The sequence below is a fragment of the Pseudomonas sp. LAIL14HWK12:I10 genome, assembly GCF_900184205.1.
GTDB classification, from domain to species: Bacteria; Pseudomonadota; Gammaproteobacteria; order Pseudomonadales; family Pseudomonadaceae; genus Aquipseudomonas; species Aquipseudomonas kermanshahensis.
The window spans coordinates 684,869-706,366 of sequence record NZ_FXWU01000001.1; the positions used below are offsets into that span (position 1 = coordinate 684,869).

Annotated in this window: 19 protein-coding genes and 1 riboswitch; of the genes, 13 read left to right on the forward strand and 6 right to left on the reverse strand. The window is 63.8% G+C overall.

Annotated elements, in window-relative coordinates; translation table 11 throughout:
* Positions 1-29 precede the first annotated feature (29 nt).
* From QOS90_RS03070 to QOS90_RS03085, 4 genes are all read right to left on the reverse strand, one after another.
* Complete coding sequence (locus tag QOS90_RS03070; RefSeq protein WP_027592496.1) at positions 30-998, reverse strand: hypothetical protein; 969 nt, start codon at positions 996-998, stop codon at positions 30-32.
* A 37-nt stretch (positions 999-1,035) separates the two neighbouring features.
* Entirely contained in the window at positions 1,036-1,848 is an 813-nt protein-coding gene (locus tag QOS90_RS03075) for an aldo/keto reductase (protein WP_085272294.1), read from the reverse strand.
* Positions 1,845-3,020 (reverse strand): NAD(P)/FAD-dependent oxidoreductase, encoded by a 1,176-nt coding sequence (locus QOS90_RS03080; RefSeq protein ID WP_027592498.1) that lies wholly within the window; start codon positions 3,018-3,020, stop codon positions 1,845-1,847. The genes QOS90_RS03075 and QOS90_RS03080 overlap by 4 nt, the downstream gene beginning before the upstream one ends.
* A gap of 161 nt (positions 3,021-3,181) precedes the next feature.
* On the reverse strand, positions 3,182-3,514 hold the full coding sequence (locus QOS90_RS03085) for a DMT family transporter (protein WP_008095055.1): 333 nt from the start codon (positions 3,512-3,514) through the stop codon (positions 3,182-3,184).
* Between the two features lie 85 nt (positions 3,515-3,599).
* On the opposite strand from QOS90_RS03085, the gene QOS90_RS03090 reads away from it, so the two are divergent.
* Positions 3,600-4,490 (forward strand): LysR family transcriptional regulator, encoded by an 891-nt coding sequence (locus QOS90_RS03090; RefSeq protein ID WP_085272295.1) that lies wholly within the window; start codon positions 3,600-3,602, stop codon positions 4,488-4,490.
* An 11-nt stretch (positions 4,491-4,501) separates the two neighbouring features.
* The gene (waaA, locus tag QOS90_RS03095; RefSeq protein ID WP_085272296.1) at positions 4,502-5,773 is read left to right on the forward strand and encodes a lipid IV(A) 3-deoxy-D-manno-octulosonic acid transferase; all 1,272 of its coding nucleotides are present in this window, start codon (positions 4,502-4,504) and stop codon (positions 5,771-5,773) included.
* Positions 5,774-5,887: 114 nt separating this feature from the next.
* On the opposite strand, the gene QOS90_RS03100 is transcribed toward waaA, so the two are convergent.
* On the reverse strand, positions 5,888-7,324 hold the full coding sequence (locus QOS90_RS03100) for a TolC family outer membrane protein (RefSeq protein ID WP_027592501.1): 1,437 nt from the start codon (positions 7,322-7,324) through the stop codon (positions 5,888-5,890).
* Positions 7,325-7,485: 161 nt separating this feature from the next.
* Positions 7,486-7,592: riboswitch (TPP riboswitch) on the forward strand.
* A 160-nt stretch (positions 7,593-7,752) separates the two neighbouring features.
* On the opposite strand from QOS90_RS03100, the gene thiC reads away from it, so the two are divergent.
* Together thiC and cytX are read left to right on the forward strand one after the other, a co-directional pair.
* Positions 7,753-9,633: a phosphomethylpyrimidine synthase ThiC gene (gene thiC / locus QOS90_RS03105; RefSeq protein ID WP_027592502.1), complete on the forward strand. Its 1,881-nt coding sequence runs from the start codon at positions 7,753-7,755 to the stop codon at positions 9,631-9,633.
* 147 nt (positions 9,634-9,780) lie between these two features.
* Positions 9,781-11,064 carry a putative hydroxymethylpyrimidine transporter CytX gene (gene cytX, locus QOS90_RS03110; protein WP_027592503.1) on the forward strand — a complete coding sequence of 428 codons (1,284 nt, stop codon included), beginning with the start codon at positions 9,781-9,783 and terminating at the stop codon, positions 11,062-11,064.
* Here the strand turns inward: cytX and QOS90_RS03115 are convergent.
* Positions 11,033-11,779, reverse strand: a complete 747-nt coding sequence (locus tag QOS90_RS03115; RefSeq protein ID WP_027592504.1) for an RsiV family protein — start codon at positions 11,777-11,779, stop codon at positions 11,033-11,035. The genes cytX and QOS90_RS03115 overlap by 32 nt on opposite strands.
* Positions 11,780-11,964: 185 nt before the next feature.
* On the opposite strand from QOS90_RS03115, the gene QOS90_RS03120 reads away from it, so the two are divergent.
* From QOS90_RS03120 to QOS90_RS03160, 9 genes are all read left to right on the forward strand, one after another.
* A complete protein-coding gene (locus QOS90_RS03120; RefSeq protein ID WP_027592505.1) occupies positions 11,965-12,582 on the forward strand; it encodes an NUDIX domain-containing protein in 618 nt (205 codons plus the stop codon).
* Entirely contained in the window at positions 12,573-13,025 is a 453-nt protein-coding gene (locus QOS90_RS03125; protein WP_027592506.1) for a DUF1249 domain-containing protein, read from the forward strand. The genes QOS90_RS03120 and QOS90_RS03125 overlap by 10 nt, the downstream gene beginning before the upstream one ends.
* 85 nt (positions 13,026-13,110) lie before the next feature.
* A complete protein-coding gene (gene cpdA, locus QOS90_RS03130) occupies positions 13,111-13,911 on the forward strand; it encodes a 3',5'-cyclic-AMP phosphodiesterase (protein WP_177408584.1) in 801 nt (266 codons plus the stop codon).
* Positions 13,912-14,174: 263 nt separating this feature from the next.
* Complete coding sequence (locus QOS90_RS03135) at positions 14,175-14,783, forward strand: YqiA/YcfP family alpha/beta fold hydrolase (RefSeq protein ID WP_027592508.1); 609 nt, start codon at positions 14,175-14,177, stop codon at positions 14,781-14,783.
* A 48-nt stretch (positions 14,784-14,831) separates the two neighbouring features.
* Positions 14,832-16,736, forward strand: a complete 1,905-nt coding sequence (parE, locus tag QOS90_RS03140) for a DNA topoisomerase IV subunit B (RefSeq protein WP_027592509.1) — start codon at positions 14,832-14,834, stop codon at positions 16,734-16,736.
* Positions 16,733-17,719, forward strand: a complete 987-nt coding sequence (locus tag QOS90_RS03145) for an esterase-like activity of phytase family protein (RefSeq protein WP_027592510.1) — start codon at positions 16,733-16,735, stop codon at positions 17,717-17,719. Before parE ends, QOS90_RS03145 begins: the two co-directional genes overlap by 4 nt.
* Entirely contained in the window at positions 17,716-18,234 is a 519-nt protein-coding gene (locus QOS90_RS03150) for a retropepsin-like aspartic protease family protein (protein WP_085272298.1), read from the forward strand. The genes QOS90_RS03145 and QOS90_RS03150 overlap by 4 nt, the downstream gene beginning before the upstream one ends.
* A 10-nt stretch (positions 18,235-18,244) precedes the next feature.
* Positions 18,245-20,503, forward strand: coding sequence for a DNA topoisomerase IV subunit A (gene parC, locus QOS90_RS03155; protein WP_027592512.1), 2,259 nt, complete (start codon positions 18,245-18,247; stop codon positions 20,501-20,503).
* Positions 20,504-20,676: 173 nt separating this feature from the next.
* Positions 20,677-21,387: a PqiC family protein gene (locus QOS90_RS03160; protein ID WP_027592513.1), complete on the forward strand. Its 711-nt coding sequence runs from the start codon at positions 20,677-20,679 to the stop codon at positions 21,385-21,387.
* The last annotated feature ends 111 nt before the right edge of the window (positions 21,388-21,498 follow it).

A 21,498-nucleotide genomic window follows, 5' to 3' on the forward strand; every position in this document is an offset into this window, starting at 1 on the left:
GGCTGCTCCTACAGGGCGCGCGCGTGAATTTATTTGTTCAGCGACGTCCGCGCCCGCGCTAGCAGCGCCCGTGCCTTGTCGCCAAACCGCTGCAGGTGTGAAGCCCGCCCTGGCTTGGCCTCCACCAAGCCCTGCTGCTTCACCCAATCCCGCCAGCGAATCCGCTCATCGGTGACCACCCAGCCTTCTTGCCGGGCAAAGCTCTCTGCCAAGTAAAGCCCGCGTGTGCTCGCCGGCACCAGCTCGTCCTTTTTCAGCGTATAGAGCTCGGCCAACGGTCGGCCTTCTTCCAATGGCATCAGGTACAGGTCTGGGCGCTTGCGATTCAGCCGGGCCACCAACTGGTCACCTTCCAGGCGTTCGTCGACATGGAACAAGCTGAGCTTTTTGGCGTCCTTGGGCACCTGCAGGCGCATGTCATAGATCAGCTGCAACGAGGCGGTCGGCAGGTGCACGTAAGCCCGTGGCCGCTCCAGCAGCATCAGCTTGCCGCAATGCACCGGCCGTGCCGCGCCAGACTCCGGCGTCAGCACAAAAGGCAGCGCTTCGCGGTAGTGCAGTGCGGCGGCGTAGGGCGCCGGTAGCCAGGTATCGTTGAAACGCCCGCCCAGCCAGCCTTCCGGCGTTTCCAGCAAACACTCCTCGGCCACTTCCTGGACGGCGGTGTGCAGCGGCAAGTTGAGCTCTTGAGCGGGGACGTAGCCTGAAATCAGCTTCAGCACCACGTCGCCACGGTCCTGGCGCCGCTGGCGCACCAGTACCCAGTAATCACGGTTTTGCCAATGCAGGGTCAGGCGTACCGAAACGCCCAGGTTGGCCAGCTCGGCCACGAAACGCTGTGTGTCGGGCAACTGGATGGCCCTGCGCCGCTGTTGGGTCTGGGCGAAGTTCAGCGGCATGCCGATGCTCTGGTAGACCAGGCCTTCGGCAGTTGCCTCGACATGCAGCGGCAGTGTCTTGAAGTTGCTCGGGTTCTTGCGGATCAGCGTACGCGGCACGAGGTTCCTCCTCCTGTCGGACGCCCGCGAGGGCGGCTCAATGCTGGCCCAGAATTCGGGCCACGGTGGCCACGTTATGGGCCAGGTGCAAGGGATTGATGGTGCCGACGATAGCACTGCTGACCCCCGGGTGGGAGAACAGCAGCTCGAAACTGGCCTGCACCGGGTCAACCCCAGGCGCCAGGCAGATGTGCCCGCTGGCCAAGGCTTTTTTAACCAGAATCGCCTTGCCGTGCTCGGCAGCGTAGTCCAGCACTGGGCGTTCTGCCTGCTCGTTCAGGTTGTAGGTGACCATGGCGCAGTCGCCCTGTTCCAGGGCTTTGAGGCCGCCAGCGACGGTCTTGCCGGACAGCCCGTAGCCGAGGATCTTGCCTTCCTGCTTGAGGGCGGCCAGTGTCTGGTAGACCTCTTGCTGTTCGAGGATGGCCAAGTCATTGCCGTCGGAATGCACCAATACCAGTTCGATGTGGTCGGTTTCCAGCAGGCGCAGGCTGCGTTCGACCGAGCGGCGGGTATGGGCGGCGCTGAAGTCGAAGTGGGAGAGCCCGTTGTCGAATTCTTCGCCGACCTTGCTGACGATCACCCACTCATCACGCTGGCCGCGCAGCAGCGGGCCAAGGCGCTCTTCGCTGCGGCCATAGGCCGGGGCGGTGTCGATCAGGTTGATACCCAGTTCGCGCGCCTGGGCCAGCAGCATGCGGGCCTCGTCATCGCCGGGGATGGTGAAACCGGTCGGGTACTTCACGCCTTGGTCGCGGCCCAACTTGACCGTGCCCAGGCCCAGGGGCGAAACCGTGAGGCCGGTGCTGCCCAGGGGGCGATGGAAATCGTGCAGGGTCGGCAGGCTCATGGCAGCAATTGCTCCCAAGCAGGTACGCCCAGCGCAGGGCGTGGCAGGCCAGAGAGATCGGCTTGGGCACTGGGGCGTATGCCATCGCGCTCAAGCTTGGCGATTACCCGGTCGCTGAAGTCCGGGGCCAGCGCCAACTTGGTCGGCCAGCCCACCAGCAGGCGTTGCTGGTCGGCAATAAACGCGTTGTCCGGGCGTACCAGGCCCGACTGTGCCGGTTCGGCGCGGTCGACGCGCAGGGTGGCCCAGCGAATCTGGCTTTGGTCGACCCACGGCAGCAGGTTGCCGATTTCCTTTTGCGCTGCGGCAATCTGCGCGGCAGGCTCACGCGCCACGCCATCGGCCTCGGCCAGGTCGCCGCCGAGGTACCAGACCCACTGGCCATCCGCCGCCGGGTGGGTGGTGATGGTGACCCGTGGCTTGGGCCCACCGCCCAGGCAGTGTGCATACAGTGGCTTGAGGTTCGGCCCCTTGGCCATGACCATGTGCAACGGGCGACGTTGCATGGCCGGCTGGCTCAGGCCCAAGGCGTGCAGCACGTCTTCGGTGCCGGCGCCGGCGCTGAGCACGATACGTTGCGCACGGATTTCACGGTCGTCCACGCGCAGGCCAACCAGCTCGTCGCCATCACGCAGGGGTTCGATGCGTTCGCCGGCGAGCAGGCTGTCGCCGGCCAGTTCGGCCAGGTTGGCCAGCAGGCTGGGCACGTCGATGACCAGCTCGGCCAGGCGATAGACCTTGCCCTTGAAGTCGCGGTCCTGCAGGGCAGGTGGCAGTTGCTCACCCTTGACCTGATCGACGCGGCCGCGTACGGCCTTGCTGGCAAAGAAGCTGGTGAGGTTGCCGGCCAAGGTGCCGGGGGACCAGAGGTAGTGCGCGTCGGACAGCAGGCGGGTCTTGCCCAGCGGCAGCTCGCCATCGCCCGCCAAGGCCTCGCGCCAGCGTCGCGGCATGTCGGCGATCGCTTCCGAGGCGCCGGTCAGGGCGCCGTGCAGGGCGTACTTGGTGCCGCCGTGGATGATGCCCTGGGACTTGATGGTCTGCTCGCCACCCAGGCTGGCGCGTTCCACCAGCACGGTCGAATAGCCCTGGCGGCGCAACCGGGCATTGAGCCAGAGGCCTGCGACCCCGGCGCCGACGATCAGCACGTCAGTGGAAATGGCGGTTGGCATGGCGGTACCTCGAAGACTGGGACAGCTGGCAAGTATACAGGCTATACCTGAGACGGCCCTATCGCCGGCAAGCCGGCTCCCACAGGTACGGCGTTGAGTCAGAGGCCAATGCTACCCCGGTGGGAGCCGGCTTGCCGGCGATGAGGCCAATTCAGGTTGCATCAATGCCCGGCAGTTTTCGAAAACAGCTGAATCACAACCACCCCGCCAACGATCATCGCCATGCCCAGCATTGCGGGCACATCCAGCTTCTGCCCGTAGATCACCAGCGCTGCCACGCTGATCAGCACAATCCCCAGCCCCGACCAGATGGCATAAGCGATACCCACCGGAATGCTGCGCACCACCAGGGTCAGCATCCAGAAGGCAATGCCATAACCGACCACCATCAACAGCAATGGCAACGGCGTGCTCAGGCCCTTCACTGCTTTCATGGAGGCAGTGGCGATGACTTCGGCGCAGATGGCAATAGCGAGGTAGGTGTAGGCGTTCATGGCAATTCTCCGGTGACTGGTCGGGCATTCTAGACGCCGCCTGGATGCGGTAAAGTCATTACCTATCACCATGGGAGATAGGTTGATGGCGGAACACTGGAACCTCGACCAACTGCGCACCTTCGTCCGCGTCGTCGAGCTGCGCTCGTTCTCCGCGGTTGCCCGTGAGCAGCGCAAGGCGCAGTCGGCAATCAGCACTGCAATCGCCATGCTTGAAGCCGACCTGGGCGTGACCCTGTTCGACCGCAGCAGCGGCCGCCAGCCTAAGCTGACCGAAAACGGTACCGCGCTGTTGGAGGACGCCCGCGAGCTGCTGCGCCAATGCGAGCGCCTCGACGGCCGTGCCCTGGCCCTGATGCGTGGGCAGGAAGCCCTGCTGCGTGTCGCCCAGGACGAGGCCATGCCCTATCAACCGGTGATCGACAGCCTCGATGAACTGGCCAGCCGCTACCCGTACCTGGAAGTGCAACTGGCCAGCGGCGCCCAGGGCGATGTGGCGCGCAAGTTGGTGGAGCGGCGTGCCGACCTTGGCCTGTTCTTTCATCACGAAAGCATGCCGGCATCGCTGGAGCGTCGTGCCTTGGGCAGTGTGGAAATGGTCACGGTGTGCGCGGTCGGCCATCCACTGGCGCAGCAGGCCAAGGTCAACCGCCAGCAGTTGGCGCGCCATCGCCAGCTATTGATCACCCCGCAACAGAGTGGCTACCCCGGCGGCGAGGCGATCAGCCCGCAGATCTGGCGTGCCGACAGCTTCTACGCCATGGCCGAGCTGCTGATGCGTGGCCTGGGCTGGGCGTGGTTGCCCCGGCACGTGGTGCAGTACCCCACTTACCAGGCGCACATGGTCGAGCTCGCCAGCGAGTGGCGGCCACCGGCACTGGTCGTAGAACTGGCTTGGCGCCGTGACGAGCCATTGGGGCCTGCCGCGCAATGGCTGGCCGAGCGCTTTGCGGTGCACCTGCGCGCGATCGGGTAAACTTCGCCGCCATGAACAGAACTCTTTATACCTTGCTGTTTCACCTGGGCCTGCCGCTGGTTGCGCTGCGCCTGTTCCTGCGGGCGCGCAAGGCACCGGCCTACGGCCAGCGCATCGGCGAGCGCTTTGCCTTCGGCCTGCCGCCCATGCGCCAGGGCGGCATTTGGGTGCATGCGGTGTCGGTGGGCGAAAGCATTGCCGCCGCGCCCATGGTGCGGGCGCTGCTGAAGGCCTACCCAGGCCTGCCGATCACGCTTACCTGCATGACCCCGACCGGGTCGGAGCGCATTCGTGCGATGTTCGCCGATGAACCGCGTGTGCAGCATTGCTACCTGCCCTACGACCTGCCGTGGGCGGCCGGGCGTTTTCTCGACCATGTGCAGCCGAAGCTGGGCATCATCATGGAAACCGAACTGTGGCCTAACCACATTCACCAGTGTGCCACGCGTGGCATCCCGGTGGCGCTGGCCAATGCGCGGTTGTCCGAGCGCTCGGCCCGTGGATATGGGCGTTTTGCCACGTTGACCCGGCCGATGCTCGCCGAGATGAACCTGATCGCGGTACAGACCGAAACCGAAGCGCAGCGCTTTCGCGACCTGGGCGCGCGCCCTGAATGCGTGCAGGTGACCGGTTCGATCAAGTTCGACCTGAAGGTCGATGACCAGTTGCTGCCGCGCGCCAAGGCGCTGCGCGAGCAATGGGGCGCCAGCCAGCGCCCGGTATGGATTGCCGCCAGCACCCATGAAGGTGAAGACGCGCTGATCCTGCAGGCACATCAGAAGCTGCTGCAGGTGCACGGCGATGCGCTGCTGATCCTGGTGCCACGCCACCCCGAGCGGTTCGATGCAGTGCATGCCCAGTGCAGCGAACAGTTCACCACCGTGCGCCGCTCTGCCGGCACCCCGGTCGATGACCAGGCCCGCGTGCTGCTTGGCGATACCATGGGCGAGTTGCTGTTCCTCTACGCCCTGGCCGACATCGCCTTCGTCGGCGGCAGCCTGGTCGCCACTGGCGGCCACAACCCGCTCGAGCCCGCAGCACTGGCTTTGCCGGTGATCATGGGGCCGCATGTGTTCAACTTCCTGGAGATCAGCGCGATGCTGAAGGACGCCGGGGCGTTGCAGCAGATCGAAGATGCCGACGGGCTGGCCGAGGCGGTGCGGCGGTTGATCGAGTTGCCGCAGGATCGTCAGCGCATGGGCGAGGCGGGCATGGCGGTGATGCGGGCAAACCAGGGCGCCTTGCAGCGGTTGCTGGATGGTCTTGGTGCGATTATCCGCTGAGATAGGCGATTGCTTCTTCGCGGGTAAACCCGCTCCCACAGGGTTGGTGCTTTCCTTGCGAGCTGCACGAAACCTGTGGGAGCGGGTTTACCCGCGAATGGCGCGACATCTATCTCAGGGCCTGCGCTCGAAGTTCTTCGCCGCCGCCGCCGCCAGGTCCGGTGGCAGGAAGTCCTTGTCCGGGTTGTAGTCCGGCTTCAGGTAGCGCCCGAGGTCTTGCAGGTCTTGCGGGCTCAGGGTTCCCGCCGCCTGCTTCAGGCTCAGGTTGTCGAGAATGTAGTCATAGCGGCTGTTGTTGTAATCACGCACCGAGGTGTACAGCTGGCGCTGGGCGTCGAGCACGTCGACGATGTTGCGGGTACCGACCTGGTAGCCGATTTCGGTGGCTTCGAGCGCGCTCTGGTTGGAAATGATCGACTGTTTGCGTGCCTGCACCTGTTCCACATCGGTGTTCACCGCGCGGTGCAGGTTGCGGGTGTTTTCCACCACCTGGCGGCGCAGGCTTTCGCGCTGTTGCTCGCTCTGGCTCAGGCGCTGGTAGGCCTCGCGCACTTGCGAGCTGGTCAGGCCGCCACTGTAGATCGGGATGTTCAGTTGCAGACCGATACTGGTCTGTTCCACATCGCTGCCATAACGCACGTTTGGCTGCGCGGGCGAGTTGGTAAAGCCCAAGCTGTCGTTATCGCCTTTCTGGTATTTGGCGACCGCATCCACGGTTGGGGCATGGCCGGCCTTGCGCTGGCGCAGGGTTTCTTCGGCGGCATCGACGGCGTAGTTGGTCGCCAGCAGGTTGAGGTTCTGGCGGGCAGCGGTTTCTACCCAGGACTTGGCGTCATTGGGCGTAGGCACCTGGATCGGCAAGGTGTGGACCACACCCTGGATCGACGAGTACTCGCGGTTGGTCAACGTCACCAGCGCCTCGAAGGCATCCTGCACCTGGCGTTCGGCGATGATCCGGTTGGCCCGGGCCGTGTCGTAGCTGGCCTGGGACTGCAAGACGTCGGTCTTGTCGGAAAGGCCCACGTCGAAACGTTCGTTGGACTGATCGAGCTGGCGCTTGAAGGCGGATTCCTCGGCCTTGGTCGCGGCCAGGTTGTCCTGGGCCCGGAGCACCGCAAAGTAGTTTTGCGCGGTTTGCAGAATCAGGTTCTGCTCAGTGGCAGACAATTCCAGCGCCGCCTGTTCGTTGACCGCCTCGGCCGCCTGCAACTGGAACCAGCGGTCGGCACGGAACACCGGCTGCGCCAGGGTGGCGCTCCAGGAGTTGCCGCTGCGGTTGGCGGTGAGGGACGGCTCGTCGAGCTTGGTGCGGGTGTTCATCATCTCGGCACCCGCCGACAGGTTCGGCAGCAGGCCGGCGCGGGCCTGTGGGACGACTTCGCGGCGGGCGCCATAATCGGCGCGGGCTGCCGCAAGATCGGCGTTGTTGTCGACCGCTTCCTGGTAGACGCTGACCAGGTCGGTTTTAACCGTCATGGGCATTTCTGCTGCCCAGGCCATTCCGTTGGACGCACAAGACACGGCTATCGCCAGTGAGAGTTTGCGCAGCATAGAGGCAATCCTTGTACGAAATATAATTACTGAACTGTTGAGTATCGAGCGATGGGCCAGTGTAGTGCCATGCGCCCCCGGCAACAATCGCCCAGTGCGCCTTTCATCATCACCCGTATTTACCCGCTTGGCTTTGCCGACCACTCCAGTCTAGACTGCGCATGTTCTTGTCGGGGTGCCTTGAAGCAAAGGCTGAGATCGCAAAGTTGCGGATCCCGTTGAACCTGATCAGGTTAGCGCCTGCGTAGGGAACAAGATTGCTCGCCTTCCCGGGGAGCCTCTTGTGCCAGGTCCGGGAATGTCTCAGCTGCAAGCAGCTTACGGCACCCCCATGTATCCGGCACTGCACACCCGTAAAGGGGTGCGTCCGCGTCTTTCAGGTTCTCCCCGACATTCCATCCGCTAGGAAGCTGTCTGGAGAGCCCGTGATGAGCAAACAAGAAAAAACGATCAACCTCAGCGAATCGGCACAAGTCGATCAGCAGTCCGTGCAACCGTTCCCCCGTTCGCGCAAGGTCTATGTCGAAGGCTCCCGCCCGGACATCCGCGTGCCCATGCGCGAAATCAGCCTGCACGACACCCCTACCGATTTCGGCGGCGAGACCAACGCCCCGGTGCTGGTCTACGACACTTCCGGCCCCTACACCGACCCTAACGTCATCATCGACGTGCGCAAAGGCCTGGCCGACGTGCGTTCGGCCTGGATCGACGCGCGTGGCGACACCGAGCGCCTGGGCGGCTTGAGTTCCGACTTCGGCCAACAGCGCCTGAACGATGCAGAGCTGGCCAAGCTGCGCTTCAACCACGTGCGCAACCCGCGCCGCGCCAAGGCGGGCGTCAACGTCTCGCAGATGCACTATGCCCGCCAGGGCATCATCACCGCCGAGATGGAATACGTTGCCATCCGCGAGAACATGAAGCTGCAGGAAGCCCGCGCCGCCGGCCTGCTTGACCAGCAGCACGCGGGCCACAGCTTCGGCGCCAACATCCCGAAAGAAATCACCCCCGAGTTCGTCCGCGAAGAAATCGCCCGCGGCCGCGCGATCATCCCGGCCAACATCAACCACACCGAGTTGGAGCCGATGATCATCGGCCGCAACTTCCTGGTGAAGATCAACGGCAACATCGGCAACAGCGCCCTGGGCTCCTCGATCGAGGAAGAAGTGGCCAAGCTGACCTGGGGGATTCGCTGGGGTTCGGACACGGTCATGGACCTGTCCACCGGCAAGCACATTCACGAAACCCGCGAGTGGATCATCCGTAACTCGCCCGTGCCGATCGGTACCGTGCCGATCTACCAGGCCCTGGAAAAAGTCGGCGGTGTCGCTGAAGACCTGACCTGGGAGCTGTTCCGCGACACCCTGATCGAGCAGGCCGAGCAGGGCGTGGACTACTTCACCATCCACGCCGGTGTGCTGCTGCGCTATGTGCCGCTGACCGCCAAGCGCGTTACCGGCATCGTCAGCCGGGGCGGTTCGATCATGGCCAAGTGGTGCCTGGCGCATCACCAGGAAAACTTCCTGTACACCCACTTCGACGAAATCTGCGAAATCATGAAGGCCTACGACGTCAGCTTCTCGCTGGGCGACGGCCTGCGTCCGGGCTCGATTGCCGACGCCAACGATGCTGCGCAGTTCGGTGAGCTGGAAACCCTCGGCGAGCTGACCAAGATCGCCTGGAAGCACGATGTGCAGTGCATGATCGAAGGTCCGGGCCACGTGCCGATGCAGTTGATCAAGGAGAACATGGACAAGCAGCTCGAATGCTGCGACGAGGCGCCGTTCTACACCCTTGGCCCGCTGACCACCGACATTGCGCCGGGTTACGACCACATCACCTCCGGTATCGGCGCGGCGATGATCGGCTGGTTCGGGTGCGCCATGCTGTGCTACGTGACGCCCAAGGAACACCTGGGCCTGCCGAACAAGGATGACGTCAAGACCGGCATCATCACCTACAAGATCGCCGCCCATGCCGCCGACCTTGCCAAAGGCCACCCGGGCGCGCAGATTCGTGACAACGCCTTGTCCAAGGCGCGTTTCGAGTTCCGCTGGGAAGACCAGTTCAACCTTGGCCTCGACCCGGACACCGCCCGCGCGTACCACGACGAAACCTTGCCTAAGGAATCGGCCAAGGTCGCGCACTTCTGCTCGATGTGTGGGCCGAAGTTCTGCTCGATGAAAATCACCCAGGAAGTGCGTGAGTACGCCGCCAAGATCGAAGCCGTGGACGTGACGGTTGAAGAAGGCATGCGCGAGCAGGCCGAGCGGTTCCGCCAGGAAGGCAGCCAGTTGTACAAAAAAGTGTAAGGCAATCCGTCACCACCGTGGGAGCGGGCTTGCCCCGCGAAAGCGTCAGCTGGGCCAGCGCGATTGGCAGGCCAGACGCCTTCGCGGGGCAAGCCCGCTCCCACCGTTGGATGCCTGTTCATCCCAATCTTTGCGGCGATCACAACAATGACCACCCCCAGCCATTTTTCCCCGGACCACCCGGTCCCCACCAGCCAACGCATCTTCGGCTTCGGCGACCTGTTCTCTCTGTGGTTCTCCCTCGGCATCGGCTTGATGGTGCTGCAGGTCGGCGCCATGCTCGCCCCAGGCATGGGCCTTGCCAGCGCGGTGCTGGCCATCGCCCTTGGCACCGGTGTGGGCGTGCTGTTACTCGGGGCGGCTGGCGTCATCGGCAGCGACACCGGCCTGTCGGCCATGGGCACCCTGCGGCTCAGCCTGGGCAGCCATGGTGCCCGCTTGCCAGCAGTGCTCAACCTGCTGCAGCTGGTGGGTTGGGGGGCGTTCGAGATCATTGTCATGCGCGACGCGGCCAGCCTGCTCGGCGCGCGTACTTTTGGTGAAGGCAGTGCGTGGAACAGCCCTATGCTCTGGACCCTGTGCTTCGGCGCCCTGGCGACCCTGCTTGCAGTCAGCGGGCCGCTGGCGTTCGTGCGCAAGGTGTTGCGCACGTGGGGCATCTGGGTGCTGTTGGGCGCGTGCCTGTGGCTGACCTGGAACCTGTTCGCCAAAGCCGACCTGGCCGACCTGTGGCAACGCGCCGGTGACGGCTCGATGTCGCTGGCCGTCGGCTTCGACATCGTCATCGCCATGCCGCTGTCGTGGTTGCCGCTGATCGCCGACTACTCGCGGTTCGCCCGCAGCGGCAAGCGTGTGTTCGGCGGTACCGTGCTGGGCTACTTCATCGGCAATACCTGGCTGATGAGCCTGGGCGTCGCCTACACCCTGGCCTTTGCCCCCAGCGGCGAAGCCAATGCCTTGCTGCTGGCCCTGGCAGGTGCTGGGCTGGGTATCCCGTTGCTGTTGATTCTGCTGGACGAGTCGGAAAAAGCCTTTGCCGACATCCATTCGGCCGCCGTTTCCACCGGCGTGCTGGTACGCCTGAAAGTCGAGCACCTGGCGCTGGCCATTGGTGTGCTGTGCACCCTGATCGCGCTGTTCGCGCCACTGGCCCAGTACGAAAACTTCTTGCTGCTGATCGGTTCGGTATTTGCGCCGCTGTTCGGCGTGGTGCTGATGGACCACTACGTGATCCGTCACCGCCGCCTGCCGTCACAGGTCGATGGCTTGCATTGGCAGGCGTTGCTGGCCTGGGCCGTGGGTGTGGCGGCTTATCACCTGATTGCCGCGCAAGCACCGGACCTGGGCGCAACCCTGCCGGCGCTAGTGCTGGCAGGTGTGCTGCATGCGCTACTGAGCTTCAGCCGCGGCCGGGAAACAGCTCGGGCTTGATCACGCCGTTCAGGCGCGGGTAGGGGATCTTCAGCTCGACGTGGCCCATGGAGTAGGGCGCGATGGCATAGACCTCATACTTGACCACCACCGCGCCGTACGTCAGGGCGATGTGCGGCGACCGCTTGAAGGGCCAGGTCTTGACGAAGTCGGCGTCCTTGTCCATGCCGACGCTGATCATCCACGCGCGGTGCGACTCTTCGACGGTTTTCCAGAAGGTCTCTTCCTGGCCGGGCACCAGCATGTCCTGCAGGGTCAGTACCTTGTCCAGCTTGCGCGAATAGTTGATGAAGCCGCGCCCTGGCATGCCATGGGCGCCACCGCTGTCCAGGTAGCTGGACAGTTCGATGATCACCAGCCCGTCATGCTGTTCGCGTACCTTGGCTTGCAAGTAGCTGCTGTTGCGCTTGTCGGCGCTGGCCAGGTACTGCTGCTCATACGCCTGCAGGGTGGTTGGCGCGGCGCCGTGTTGGTTGTCTTCGGTCAGCTGCAGCAGGCGCTGTTCGACGATGGCGTCGAGCTTGGGCTGGGCCGGGAAGTGAAGGGTGTCGATGTTCACCAGCGGGCAGTCGCTTTCGCTGCAGCCGGGTTTGACGTGCTCCCAGGCGTCACGCTTTACCTCGAGCGGGGCCCGGTAGTTGGGCGTGAACAGGCTCTGGCAGGCACCCAGGGCCAGTGCCAGCACAGCCACGGAAGTCAGTTTGACAAGTGTCATGATGATCCTTGCAGAACAGGGAAAAGTCGGCCTTTGACCGTCGGCGCGACCGTCAGTTCGCCACTAAGCTAACAGACAGAAGGCGCGCTGTCCCGACTGCGCGAACGGTTGCCGGAAAGGGGTGAAACGCGCCAAAGTGCGGAGTAGGATGGCGCGATGCAGTATTTGAGGCCATGAGGATTTCCATGTCAGACGCGTTGAATTCAGTGCCCAAGGGCTTCGAGATCATCGAGCGGGCCAATTGCTTCCAGGGCTTTTATAAGCTCGACAAGCTTCGCCTGCGCCATGAACTGTTCGCCGGGGGCATGGGCCGCGAGATCAGCCGCGAACTGTTCGTGCGCCACGATGCGGTTTGTGTATTGCCCTACGATCCACTGCGTGACGAGGTGGTGCTGATCGAGCAGTTTCGTGTCGGTGCGCTCGACAAGGTCGCCAACCCTTGGCTGATCGAGATGGTCGCCGGGCTGATCGACAAGGACGAGCAACCTGAAGAGGTCGCACACCGCGAGGCCGAAGAAGAGGCTGGGCTTACGTTCAGCGCTTTGTGGCCAATGACCCGCTACTTCCCATCGCCCGGTGGCAGTGACGAATTCGTCCACCTGTTCCTGGGGCGCTGCACCAGCGAAGGCGCGGGCGGCCTGCATGGCCTGGAAGAAGAGGGCGAAGACATTCGCGTGCGCGTGTGGTCGTTCGAGGATGCCTTGCAGGCCGTGCGTGATGGCCGTATCTGCAACGCCGCGACGATCATTGGCCTGCAATGGCTGGCGCTTAACAGAGACGAAGTTCGAGGTATGTGGAAGTGAACCTGCTGCGCGAGCGATATCGGGTTGACCTGGTCGGGCTGCAAGCAGCCTGCGAGGCCAATTACGCCCGGCTGATGCGTTTGTTACCAGACATGCGCACTACCCAGAGCTCGCGTCGCATCGGCATGACCCAGGGCGACCAGATGCTCGGTGTGCTGGTGCTCGATGTGGTGCTGGCCTGCCCTTATACCACCACCCTGCACGTGCGCCAGGAGCACAGCTTGCCGTGGCTGCCGGTGCCGCACCTTGAGGTGCAGGTGTACCACGATGCACGCATGGCCGAGGTGGTCAGCGCCGAGCATGCCCGGCGCTTGCGCAGCATTTACCCTTATCCGAATGCGGGTATGCACCAGCCGGACGAAAAAGCGCAGCTCAACCTGTTCCTCGGCGAATGGCTGAGCCACTGCCTGGCCTGCGGTCATGAACTGGCAAGTGTTCGCTGAAATGTGATGTGCGTCGGTTTCGGGTGTTTGCTCGCAACCGTTGCGCAGCCATAATTCGTGCTGAATCCGTTCGAGGAGACGGCCGTTGCCGCACCTAGACCCAACCCACCCCGTGCATGTGGTGCAACTTACCGATGCCCACCTGTTCGCCGACCCGGCCGGCACCCTGCTTGGCCTGAACACCCGTGACAGCCTGCGCCATGTGGTCGCCCAAGTGCGCCGCGAGCAGTTGCACATCGATTTGCTGCTGTGCACCGGCGATCTGTCCCAAGATGCCAGCGTGGCCTCCTATGAGGCGTTCCGTGAGCTGACCGCACCGTTTGCCGTGCCCACTCGCTGGTTGCCGGGTAACCATGACGAGGCGCAGGTAATGGCGCAGGTGGCGCCGGAGCTGGTGCAGGCGGTAACCGACATTGGCGCATGGCGCGTTGTCATGCTCAACACGGCCGTGCACGGTGCTACCCACGGTTTTCTGGAAGACGACCAACTGGCCGCGCTGGAATCTGCCTTGAAACAGGCCGGTGAGCGCCATTGCCTGGTGTGCTTCCACCATCAGCCGGTGGACATCGGCTGCGCCTGGATCGCGCCCATCGGGCTGCGCAATGCCCAGGCATTGTTCGCCATCGTTGAACGTTATCCACAGGTGCGGGCGTTGCTCTGGGGGCATATCCACCAGACGTGGGATGAACTGCGCGAGGGGTTGCGCTTGATGGCCACGCCGTCGACCTGCATTCAGTTCGCGGCGCAAAGCGAGGACTTCAAGGTGAGCGAAGAGCAGCCTGGCTATCGCTGGTTGCGCTTGCATGCCGACGGGCGGTTGGAGAGCGGCGTGGAGCGGGCACGGGACTTCGAGGTGAAACTGGACTTCGACAGCCCGGGGTATTGAGGTTCAGGCAATACATCTTCCTTGTAGGAGCAGCCTTGTGCTGCGAAGAGGCCAGCTACAAAAACGCCGATCTTGATTTCTTGCCACCGGCCTCTTCGCAGCACAAGGCTGCTCCTACACGGAAAGCGCCCCTTGAATGCCCGGAAGTGCCTGAAGAAAGTGTTGCGAAATCCCCCTCACTGCGTCAAAACCCGGCGAACGCGCTACACTGCGCGTCCCTGCGCCCGCAACAAGGGCGCGAAGCCGCAGATTCCGGGGGCAGCATGTCGGGTTCCATCCTCTATATCCATGGCTTCAACAGCTCGCCGCTGTCCAAGAAGGCGCGCCAGCTCGAGGCAGTCATGCAGCAGTTGGGCTTGTCCGACCAATTGCGTGTGCCGGCGTTGCACCATCACCCACGCCAGGCCATCGCCCAATTGCAGGGCGCCATCGCCGAACTGGGTGCGCCCTTGCTGGTCGGCAGTTCGCTCGGCGGCTACTATGCCACCTATCTGGCAGAGCGCCACGGCCTCAAGGCCTTGCTGATCAACCCAGCGGTGGCACCCCACCGGTTGTTCGATGGCTACCTGGGCACCCAGCGCAACCTCTACACCGATGAGGCCTGGGAGCTGACCCACGATCACGTGCAGGCCCTGGCCGAGCTGGAAGTGCCAGCCCCCGAGGATGCCAACCGCTACCAAGTGTGGTTGCAGACCGCTGACGAAACCTTGGATTATCGCCACGCCGAGCGCTATTACCGAGCGTGCGCATTGCGCATCCAGGCCGGTGGCGACCACAGCTTCCAGGGCTTTGTCGAGCGCCTGCCGGCACTGCTGGCCTTTGCCGGGATTGCCCCGGGCGCTTATGCGGCGCTCGACTTTTCCGTGCTCTGAGCTTTGTACCCAGCACTTTTGCATTCACCTGACTGACGACGAGACCCCATGGCCAATCCCAGCGCTAGCGCCTATAACGCAGACGCCATCGAAGTCCTCTCGGGCCTTGATCCGGTCCGCAAGCGACCGGGCATGTACACCGACACCAGCCGACCGAACCACTTGGCCCAGGAAGTCATCGACAACAGTGTCGACGAAGCCCTGGCCGGTCACGCCCGTTCGGTGCAGGTCATCCTTCACGCCGACCACTCGCTGGAAGTCAGCGACGATGGCCGCGGCATGCCGGTGGACATCCACCCCGAAGAAGGCGTGTCCGGGGTCGAGCTGATCCTGACCAAGCTGCACGCCGGCGGCAAGTTCTCCAACAAGAACTACCAGTTCTCCGGGGGCCTGCACGGCGTGGGTATTTCGGTGGTCAACGCCCTGTCGACCCAGGTGCGCGTGCGCGTCAAGCGTGACGGCAACGAGTACCAGATGACCTTCGCCGATGGCTTCAAGGCCAGCGAACTGGAAGTGGTGGGCTCGGTCGGCAAGCGCAACACCGGCACCAGCGTGTACTTCAGCCCCGACCCGAAGTACTTCGATTCGCCAAAATTCTCCATCAGCCGCCTCAAGCACGTGCTCAAGGCCAAGGCCGTGCTGTGCCCGGGCCTGCTGGTCAGCTTCGAGGACAAAGGCAGCGGCGAGAAGGTCGAGTGGCACTACGAGGATGGCCTGCGTTCCTACCTGGTCGACTCGGTCAGCGAGTACCTGCGCCTGCCCGACGAGCCGTTCTGCGGCAGCCTGGCCGGTAACAAGGAGGCCGTGGACTGGGCCTTGCTGTGGCTGCCTGAAGGCGGCGACAGCGTTCAGGAAAGCTACGTCAACCTGATCCCCACCGCCCAGGGCGGCACCCATGTCAACGGCCTGCGCCAAGGCCTGCTGGATGCCATGCGCGAGTTCTGCGAGTTCCGCAACTTGCTGCCCCGCGGGGTCAAGCTGGCGCCTGAAGACGTCTGGGAACGCATCACTTTCGTGCTGTCGATGAAGATGCAGGAGCCACAGTTCTCCGGGCAGACCAAAGAGCGCCTGTCGTCCCGTGAGGCGGCCGCCTTCGTTTCCGGCGTGGTCAAGGACGCATTCAGCCTGTGGCTCAACGCCCACCCCGAGCTGGGCATGCAACTGGCTGAGCTGGCCATCAGCAACGCCGGCCGTCGTCTCAAGGCCAGCAAGAAGGTCGAACGCAAGCGCATCACCCAAGGCCCGGCGCTGCCGGGCAAACTGGCGGATTGCGCAGGCCAGGACCCGATGCGCGCCGAGCTGTTCCTGGTCGAGGGTGACTCTGCCGGTGGTTCGGCCAAGCAGGCGCGAGACAAAGAGTTCCAGGCGATCCTGCCGCTACGCGGGAAAATCCTCAACACCTGGGAAGTGGACGGTGGCGAAGTCCTGGCCAGCCAGGAAGTGCACAACATTGCTGTGGCCATCGGCGTCGACCCGGGGGCTGCCGACCTCTCGCAGCTGCGCTACGGCAAAATCTGCATTCTCGCCGACGCCGACTCCGACGGCTTGCACATTGCCACGTTGCTGTGCGCACTGTTCGTGCAGCATTTCCGCCCACTGGTGGAGGCCGGCCATGTCTACGTGGCCATGCCGCCGCTGTACCGCATCGACCTCGGCAAGGAAATTTACTACGCCCTGGACGAAGCCGAGCGCGACGGCATCCTCGATCGCCTGGTGGCCGAGAAGAAGCGCGGCAAGCCGCAAGTCACGCGATTCAAGGGGCTGGGTGAAATGAACCCGCCACAGCTGCGTGAAACCACCATGGACCCGAACACCCGGCGCCTGGTGCAGCTGACGCTGGACGATGTGCAGGCCACCTGCGAGCTGATGGACAAGTTGCTGGCCAAGAAGCGCGCCGGCGACCGCAAGAGCTGGCTGGAAACCAAAGGTAACCTTGCCGAGGTCATGGTTTGATTCGGCTGTTTCTCGCCGCTTGCCTTGCCCTGGTTGCCTTGCCGAGTGTGGCGGGCGACTGGCCGCAATTGAAGATGACTGCCGAATACCCCATCGAGGGTATGCGCGGCGGCAACTTGTCTGGGCTGGTGCAGTGCCGGGGTGCGTTGTGGGGTGTATCCGACCGTGACGATGACCGGGTCTATCGCTTCGATCAGCAAAACGCGGTGTGGCGTGCACAACCGCTGACCTTCACCCCGCCGCCCGTACCCGAGAGCGGCTTGCCGTGGGGGCTGAAGTCGCGCAACTGGGCGGCGTCCTATGTGCGCGGTGGCGAGCTGGATTTCGAAGGCATCACCTGTGACCAGGCCGGTAGCCTCTATCTGGTCAGCGAGGCGCATGCTGGCGTGTTGCGCATCCCGCTCAAGGGTGAGCCGGACTGGCTGAAAATCGACCCGGCCATGGTTCGGCAGGCGCGGGCCAGTGGCATGCTGCTTAACTTCAATGCCTTGTTCGAAGGCTTGGCGATCAACCCGGCGGGTGACCGCATCTGGCTGGCCGCCGAGCGCGAGCGCCGGGGGTTGGTGGCGATCGAGCGTCAGCAGTCGGTGTGGACCTGCGGGCGCAGTTGCGTGCTGCTGAGCGAAGCTGGTGTCGAGATGCAGCCGCCGCAGATGCCCAACCCACGGGCGCTGTCGCGTGATTTTGCCGACCTGGCCTGGTTCGAGGGCAAGCTGTACACCCTTGAGCGTAACGCCTACCGCATTTGTCGCCGCGACGCAGACAGCGGCGTGGTCGAGCGTTGCTGGTCGTTCGCCGCCGATGCGTTGGTGGAATCGCGCCGGTACGATCAGCCGTACGGCCTGGCAGAAGCCCTGGTCATCGATGCCAAAGGCGCCTGGATTGGCCTGGACAACAACAATGGCGTGCGCGCCGATGGCGAGGCACGCCCGATCGTCTGGCGCTTCGACGCGCCCGCCGGCGGCTGGAGCGCCAAGCCATGAGCCAGGCTCCGGGCAAGCGTGCCGGCAAGCTACTGATGATCGTCGCCTGGGCGGCGGCGTTGTTCCTTGCCACGCGTTATTTTGGCCAATGGGAAGACAGCCAGCGCAACCCTAATGCCCAGGTGCAGTCTTCACGTGGCGAAGGCTTTATCGAGGTGCGCCTGCTGAGCAATGGCCAGGGGCACTTCGTGGTGGATGGCGCGATCAATGGCCAGGCAGTGCATTTCATGCTCGACACCGGGGCGACCGACGTGGCGATACCTGAGGCATTGGCCCACACGCTGGCGCTTGCGCGCGGCAGCCCGGTGCTGCTCAGTACCGCAAACGGCCGCACCGAAGGCTACCGCACGCGGCTGAATACCCTGCAGCTGGGTGATATCCGCCTGCAGGACGTGCGAGCCACCGTGGTGCCAGGCCTGGACGGGCAGACCGTGCTGCTCGGCATGAGCGCCCTGAAACAACTTGAATTTACCCAGCGCGGCGGCACCATGCTGCTGCGCCAGAACCTGAAATGACGAGGCCCGCATGAGCGACTCACTGGAACTCAGCCTCGACGGCGTCGAACGCCGCTCGCTGGCGGACTTCACCGAACAGGCCTACCTCAACTACTCCATGTACGTGATCATGGACCGGGCCCTGCCGCACATCGGCGACGGCCTGAAGCCGGTGCAGCGACGCATCGTCTACGCCATGAGCGAGTTGGGGCTCGATGCCGATGCCAAGCACAAGAAGTCGGCGCGTACCGTCGGCGACGTGCTCGGCAAGTTCCACCCCCACGGCGACTCGGCCTGCTACGAAGCCATGGTGTTGATGGCGCAGCCGTTCAGCTACCGCTACACCCTGGTCGATGGCCAGGGCAACTGGGGTGCGCCGGACGACCCGAAGTCGTTCGCCGCCATGCGTTATACCGAAGCACGGCTGTCACGCTACGCCGAAGTGCTGCTCAACGAAGTGGGCCAAGGCACCGTGGACTGGGTGCCGAACTTCGACGGTACCCTGCAGGAGCCAGCGGTATTGCCAGCGCGCCTGCCCAACATCCTGCTCAACGGCACCACCGGTATCGCCGTGGGCATGGCCACCGACGTGCCGCCGCACAACCTGCGTGAAGTGGCCAGTGCCTGCGTCCGTTTGCTCGACGAGCCCAAGGCCACGATCGAGCAGCTGTGCGAGCACATCCAGGGCCCGGACTACCCGACCGAAGCAGAGATCATCACCCCGCGCGCCGAGATCCTGAAGATCTACGAAACCGGCCGCGGCTCGATCCGCATGCGCGCCGTTTATCGTGTCGAAGATGGCGATGTGGTGGTCACCGCACTGCCGCACCAGGTCTCCGGGGCCAAGGTACTGGAGCAGATCGCCGCCCAGATGCAGGCCAAGAAGCTGCCGATGGTGGCCGACCTGCGTGACGAGTCGGACCACGAGAACCCATGCCGCATCGTCATCATCCCGCGCTCCAACCGGGTGGATGCCGACGAACTGATGCAGCATTTGTTCGCCACCACCGACCTGGAAAGCAGCTACCGGGTCAACGTCAACATCATCGGCCTCGACGGCCGGCCGCAGCTGAAGAACCTGCGCGCCCTGTTGCTGGAATGGCTGGAGTTCCGTACCACTACCGTCCGTCGCCGGCTGCAACACCGTCTGGACAAGGTTGAGCGTCGCCTGCACTTGCTTGAGGGCTTGTTGACGGCCTTCCTCAACCTGGATGAAGTGATTCACATCATCCGCACCGAGGAGCATCCCAAGCAGGCGTTGATCGACCGCTTCCAACTGACCGAGATCCAGGCCGACTACATCCTCGAGACCCGCCTGCGGCAGCTGGCGCGCCTTGAAGAAATGAAGATTCGCGGCGAGCAGGACGAACTGCTCAAAGAGCAGGCCAAGCTGCTGGCCTTGCTCGGCAGCGACGCCAAGCTGCGCAAGCTGGTGCGCACCGAGCTGATCAAGGACGCCGAAACCTATGGCGATGACCGCCGTTCGCCAATCGTCGAGCGTGCCGAGGCCAAGGCGCTGTCGGAAAACGAGCTGATGCCGACCGAACCGGTCACCGTCGTGCTGTCGGAAAAGGGCTGGGTGCGTTGCGCCAAGGGCCACGACATCGATGCCACCGGCCTCTCGTACAAGGCGGGCGATGGCTTCAAGGCCGCCGCTGCCGGGCGCTCCAACCAGTTTGCCGTGCTGATCGACTCTACGGGCCGCAGCTATTCGGTGGCCGCGCATACCCTGCCGTCGGCGCGGGGGCAAGGCGAGCCGCTGACCGGCCGCCTGACACCGCCACCTGGGGCAACCTTCGAGTGTGTGCTGTTGCCTGACGATGACGCCCTGTATGTGGTGGCGTCGGACGCCGGCTACGGGTTCGTGGTCAAGGGTGAAGACCTGCAGGCCAAGAACAAGGCCGGCAAGGGCCTGCTCAGCCTGCCCAACGGGGCAAAAGTGATGACGCCACGCCCGGTGGCCAACCGCGAGCAGGATTGGCTGGCGGCGGTGACCACCGAGGGCCGGCTGCTGGTGTTCAAGGTCAGCGACTTGCCGCAACTGGGTAAAGGCAAGGGCAACAAGATCATCGGCGTGCCCGGTGATCGGGTGGCCAGCCGTGAAGAATTTGTCACCGACCTGGCGGTGATGGCCGAAGGGGCGACCCTTGTATTGCAAGCCGGCAAGCGTACGCTATCTCTGAAAGCGGACGACCTGGAGCACTACAAGGGCGAACGGGGCCGGCGCGGCAGCAAGCTGCCACGCGGCTTCCAGCGTGTCGATGGGTTGCAGGTGGAAGGTCCGGCGTAACCCGGTGAAATGTCTGGAACGGCAATTTCAGCGCCGTTCCAGGCAGAAATGCTGGAGTCGGACAGCTATTTCGCGGATGATATGGCCCCTGCGGTGCCGGCGTAGCCGTGTGCCCGATTGAATCTACATGAGTATCACTGCGGTCTGCCTGGGGCGACCGCCTGGATGGGATGATGAAACTTCTGCGCCTTCCATTTGCGCTGTTGATGACGGGCCTTTTGGGGCTGGGCGGATGCAGCATGCATCAGCCGGTTGCCTTGTACCAGCTCGACAGCGGTGATCCTGGCCAGCCGTCGCAAAGCGCGGGCATGGCCGTGGTGCTCGGCCCGGTGTCGGTTGCCGATTACCTGCAACGCGAGACGTTCCTGCAGCGTCAGGCCGATGGCAGCCTGAGTTCGGCGACCGACGGTCGTTGGGCGGGCAGCCTCTCGTCGGACATTGACCAGTTGCTGGTTCGCCAGCTGGCCTGGCGCCTGGACAGCCAGCGCGTGGTCCTGGCACCGGCAACCGCTGGCTTCAGCCCGGACGTGCAAGTCTTGCTGTCGATTACCCGCCTGGATTCTGGCAAGGACCAGCCGGCGATTCTCGATGCCCAATGGCGTCTGCTCGACCGTCGTGGCCATGTGCGCGACAACCGCATCGTTCACCTCGAGCAGCAGCACGAGGGTAGCGAGGCGTCGCAGGTGCAGGCGCAAGGGCAATTGCTGCAAAAGCTGGCTGAACAATTGAGCACGGCGGTCAAACCGTTGGCCAATCAGCCTGCCATTGCCGAAGAGGCGCCGAAAAAGCCAGCTGCACCGGTACAGGTGAAGAAGGCGCCGGAGAAATCCAAGATCCCGATGGCTTCGCCGATCCGTACCGATATGGAAGTCTATCGGTTCTGATGGTTCCGCCAGATACGAAAAAGCCCGCACATGTGCGGGCTTTTTCGTATCTGCTACGTGACCTCTGTAGGAGCAGCCTTGCGCTGCGAAGAGGCCAGGGCTGGCAATGCA

Excerpts from the sequence above, each read along its gene's own strand:
- QOS90_RS03075 (WP_085272294.1), bottom strand. The coding sequence starts at position 1,848 with ATGAGCCTGCCGACCCTGCACGATTTCCATCGCCCCCTGGGCAGCACC.
- QOS90_RS03080 (WP_027592498.1), bottom strand. The coding sequence starts at position 3,020 with ATGCCAACCGCCATTTCCACTGACGTGCTGATCGTCGGCGCCGGGGTC.
- QOS90_RS03085 (WP_008095055.1), bottom strand. The coding sequence starts at position 3,514 with ATGAACGCCTACACCTACCTCGCTATTGCCATCTGCGCCGAAGTCATC.
- QOS90_RS03090 (WP_085272295.1), top strand. The coding sequence starts at position 3,600 with ATGGCGGAACACTGGAACCTCGACCAACTGCGCACCTTCGTCCGCGTC.
- waaA (WP_085272296.1), top strand. The coding sequence starts at position 4,502 with ATGAACAGAACTCTTTATACCTTGCTGTTTCACCTGGGCCTGCCGCTG.
- QOS90_RS03100 (WP_027592501.1), bottom strand. The coding sequence starts at position 7,324 with ATGCTGCGCAAACTCTCACTGGCGATAGCCGTGTCTTGTGCGTCCAAC.
- thiC (WP_027592502.1), top strand. The coding sequence starts at position 7,753 with ATGAGCAAACAAGAAAAAACGATCAACCTCAGCGAATCGGCACAAGTC.
- cytX (WP_027592503.1), top strand. The coding sequence starts at position 9,781 with ATGACCACCCCCAGCCATTTTTCCCCGGACCACCCGGTCCCCACCAGC.
- QOS90_RS03115 (WP_027592504.1), bottom strand. The coding sequence starts at position 11,779 with ATGACACTTGTCAAACTGACTTCCGTGGCTGTGCTGGCACTGGCCCTG.
- QOS90_RS03120 (WP_027592505.1), top strand. The coding sequence starts at position 11,965 with ATGTCAGACGCGTTGAATTCAGTGCCCAAGGGCTTCGAGATCATCGAG.
- QOS90_RS03135 (WP_027592508.1), top strand. The coding sequence starts at position 14,175 with ATGTCGGGTTCCATCCTCTATATCCATGGCTTCAACAGCTCGCCGCTG.
- parE (WP_027592509.1), top strand. The coding sequence starts at position 14,832 with ATGGCCAATCCCAGCGCTAGCGCCTATAACGCAGACGCCATCGAAGTC.
- QOS90_RS03150 (WP_085272298.1), top strand. The coding sequence starts at position 17,716 with ATGAGCCAGGCTCCGGGCAAGCGTGCCGGCAAGCTACTGATGATCGTC.
- parC (WP_027592512.1), top strand. The coding sequence starts at position 18,245 with ATGAGCGACTCACTGGAACTCAGCCTCGACGGCGTCGAACGCCGCTCG.
- QOS90_RS03160 (WP_027592513.1), top strand. The coding sequence starts at position 20,677 with ATGAAACTTCTGCGCCTTCCATTTGCGCTGTTGATGACGGGCCTTTTG.